The sequence below is a fragment of the Paenisporosarcina sp. TG20 genome, from assembly GCF_000286315.1.
In the GTDB taxonomy this organism is placed as follows: Bacteria; Bacillota; Bacilli; order Bacillales_A; family Planococcaceae; genus Paenisporosarcina.
The window spans coordinates 1-4,282 of record NZ_ALJG01000127.1 but is presented as its reverse complement, the minus strand read 5'-3'; the positions used below and the strand labels follow the sequence as shown (position 1 = coordinate 4,282).

The window sequence follows — 4,282 nt, the reverse complement described above, 5'->3', positions numbered from 1 at the left end:
CGTAGTCGTTGTTCCTGTTCCTAAAATCGTTGTTCCTACCTTAATTGTGATAGAAGATCCTGCTTCTGCATTTCCCGTTACACTTGTCGATTGATCAGTTACTTCATTAACTGTTGACATTGTAGGTGCGGTTACATCAACAACTGTCACTTCTCTATTTCCACTCGTATTTCCAGCAGTATCAGTAGCGGTTACTGCCAATTTTGTTCCTGCTTTTTGTTGAGTGATTTGAACAGTATAAATGCCTTCGCTATCCACTGTTCCTGAGCCAATTTCGGTCGTACCTGATTTAATTTTAATCAGTGAACCCACTTCTGCTGTTCCGCTCACACTTGTAGATTTATCCGTTACTTCGTTTACCGTTGGAATTAAAGGTGCTGCTGCATCTGTTACTGTAACTTCTATTGGGTCACTACTATTCTTTGCAGTATCAGTAGCAGTAATGGTTAATATTGTGCCTGCTTTTTGTAATTCTATTAGAACCGAATACTTACCAGTGCTATCAACAGTATCTGAACCTTTTTCAACCGTTCCAGATTTTATAGTAATAAGAGAACCAACCTCAGCTGTTCCCGTTACACTTGTCGATTGATCCGTTACTTCATTTACTGTTGGCATTGTAGGTGCGGTTACATCTACTATCGTTACTTCTCTAATTCCACTCGTATTTCCAGTAGTATCAGTAGCGGTTACTAATAATTTCGTTCCCGCTTTTTGTTGTGCGATTTGAACAATATAAGTGCCTTCGCTACCCACTGTCCCAGAGCCGATTTCGGTCGTTCCTGATTTAATTTTTATCAGTGAACCTACTTCCGCTGTTCCTCTCACACTTGTAGATTTGTCTGTTACTTCGTTTACTGTTGGAATTATTGGCGCTGTTATATCAACTACCGTAACTTCTTCTGCAACACTAACATTTCCTGCATCATCAGTTGCAGTTATTGTAAGTTTATTTCCTGCTCTTTGTTTTGGAATCGTAATGGAAAATGATCCATCAGCAGCTGTGATACCTGTTGCTAAAACTGTTGTACCCTCTATGATTGAAATAGTAGTACCTGTCTCTCCTGTTCCTGTAACACTAGTTGAAGTGTCAGTAACTTCATTTACGATTGGTGGAGTTGGTGGAGTTATATCTATAACTATTACTTCTGTGATCTCACTCATATTTCCAGCTTTATCTTTAGTTGATACTATTAATTTTGTCCCTACTTTTTGAGTTAATATTGAGACTACATATTTACCATCAGTATTAGTAGTCGCGTTTCCTATTATTGTCGTACCTACTTTGACAATAATTGTAGAACCAACTTCAGCTGTTCCAGTTACATTGGTTGATTTATCCGTTACTTCATCTACTGTAGGAGCTTGAGGTGCTGTTACATCTATGACGGTAACATTATTCACTTCACTAACATTTCCAGAATTATCAGTAGCGGTTACCGACAAAATTGTTCCTGCATTTTGTAATGAAATTGTAACCGAATATTTACCTTCATTAGTAGTTGTCCCTTTCCCTAAAACTAGTTCTCCAGTTTTGACGGTAATAGTGGACCCAGCTTCAGCAGTCCCTAATACACTTGTGGATTTGTCCGTTACTTCATCTACACTAGGTATGGAAGGCGCTGTCACGTCTTCAACTCTAAATTCTCCACTGCTTAAGTCCAACTCGTTAGCGTTGATTAATGTAGAGTTTTCATTAGTATCTTTAATTTCTATTGAATCAACTTTCCATATACCTACTTCGCTGCTCTCAGTAATGGGGAAGTCTCCAATGAAACTCCTTGTATTACTATCGTAGCTTAATGCAACTGAATATATATTTTTACTTGCAGGTGCGATGTAGTCGATGATTGCCCCGAGTAGTATTGTGTCATCAGTCGCCGCTACATTAATCCTTACAGAATCTCCTGGCTTTACAGAATTCTTATCTATTGTCAGATTTGCAAAAGATGGAGGATTTTGTTCCTTGAAAAAGGTGAAATTTCCTTTTTCAAATTCTACATAGTCACTAGAATAAAGCGCTGTTATATTGCCTGAAGAGTCATATATGCCTAACATAAATAAGGAGTAATTCCCTAACTCGAAACTGTTTGGCACTAAAAGACTTCCCTCAAAAAGCGCGGTCTCACTGTTATGGTATAAGTTTATGTGAAAACTCTTATTTGTTACTGGCGATGAGTAGTATATATTTATATAGTTAATACCTACAAGCTCAGGCATTTTTATGGCAAAATTAATTGTTTCACCGATTGTAACTTCATTCTTATCCAAGGTGATACTTTCAATCAGGTTAGTATCATTTGTACCGCTAACAGTAAAATCCCCGTACTGAAACTTATCTCCGTAATAAGAACTATAAAAAGCTGTAGTATTATTTCCTTCTTCATATGTATTTAACATAAAGAGTTTGTATGTCCCAGCTTCTGAAATGCTAGATATAGGAATTTTCCCCTCAAAAGTATTTGATTCGGGATTATAGTACAATGATACGGTAAAAGTTTGATTAGTGATTGGCGATCTAAAGTAAGAATTCATATAATTTATTCCCAAATGACTTGACGTCTTCAAACTTAAGTTAACCGTATCACCCACTGTTACTTCCTTCTTGTCTACATTTATGCTTTCAATAAATTCCGTACCAGCTGTTCCGTTAACTACAAAAGCTCCGTTCCCAAAATTTTCATACTCCGAACTATTAATTGATGTTATATCATCACCATATAGGCTCAACATATTTGGAGTGTAATTGCCTGATTCAATATTATTACTAATTGGAAAGCTTCCTTCGAACGACATCGTTTCAGTATTTAAATTAAGTTGTATAGTTATACCATTACCTGTAATTGGTGATGAGTAATAAATATTCAGGTAACCATACTGTACATATTCTTTAATTTTCACATTTATATTCACTGTGTCTCCAACTGTTGCTTCTTTTATGTTTACACTCATACTTTCAATCGTTGGTTTCGTTCCAACAGTCGAAGCATATACATGATTTGTATGGGTAAAATTGGATATTAGTAATATTATTGCTGTTAAAATGGTTACAAACTTCATTATAATTTTCCTTCTTTCTTCCTAATTTACTAAAATATATCGTATATCTATAATCTTAGATTCCAAGTTGAACTATTTCCTATTTAGGATAATTAGCAAATAAACACCTTCAATCAGATTAACATAGATTGAAGGTGTTCATTCCATATATAAAGTAAATACTATATGAACTATCCTTAAATAATTCGGGCTAAATATATCTCTAATTACTTCTCCAATGCTAGATCTAATTCACTTTGAACTTCGTCTCCAACAGCCCCTCGGCTACCGAAAATAGAGAAACTATCATAGTTTAGAATAAGATCTTTCGTCGGTGTTGGAATCGTTGTTTCATTAACCAATAAAATAGGTGCATTATTTTTTGCGGCAAGGACGGACCCGGCTAGTGCGTCCGGGAAATTTCGTCCCGTGGCAACATAGGCTTTCCCAGTTCCCATTGGCAATTGGGTAATGATTTTTTTGCCTGTATCGAAACGTGTTGCCCCACCATATCTCACGGGTTGAGGGAACTGCTTCATTACAGATTCACTAATGACACTAGTGCTTCCGACAAGTATGGTGTTATTTTTACCGACCATTGCGTTTAGCGTTTCAGCGGGCACTCTATCTGATCTTGTCAATAAGATTGGTATTCCATTTTTAGCTGCGTATGGTGAAATTGAAAGTACATCCGGGAAGTTGAATCCAAAAGCAATAATCGCTTGTTCAGACGGCAGCCGCTCGGCAATCAAAGCAGCTGTTTCGAAGCGATTTTCGCCACCGATTCTCTCAACAACCAAGCCCATTTGTTTCAACTTTGTTTCAACATCTAGTGAAACTGCTCCTTCACTTCCAAGGATTATCACTTTCTTCGCATTCAAACGCTTGATTTCAAGTTCCGTAACTTCTACTAATCTTGTAGGTCTCGTTAATAGAATAGGTGCATCTTCTTTGTAAGCTAAAGGGCCTCCAGCTAGTGCATCAGGAAAATTAGCTCCAGTTGCAAGAACTACTGTTTCAGCTGTATTCCAGCCTTCTTGAGAAATCGAAACTGCTGTTGCGTAGCGATCCTCTCCAGCAATACGATTTGTCACTTCAGGTGGTGCCTCGACAACCGTTTGTTTCGCTTCAGCACTTACATTTCCAGCCGCATCTGTAGCGGTTACCGTTAAAATTTCGTTCACTTTTTGTTTAGGTATCACAACTGAGAATTTACCATCCGTAGTCGTTGTTCCTGTTCCTA

Annotated in this window: 2 protein-coding genes; both read right to left on the bottom strand. The window is 37.3% G+C overall.

Features of this window, described 5'->3' with window-relative positions; all coding sequences use genetic code 11:
- The coding region (locus B371_RS22315) for an Ig-like domain-containing protein (protein WP_019412520.1) at positions 1-3,060 on the bottom strand (3,060 nt) is incomplete at its 3' end.
- A gap of 206 nt (positions 3,061-3,266) precedes the next feature.
- On the bottom strand, positions 3,267-4,282 hold a 1,016-nt coding region (locus B371_RS21025), incomplete at its 5' end, for a cell wall-binding repeat-containing protein (protein WP_019412519.1).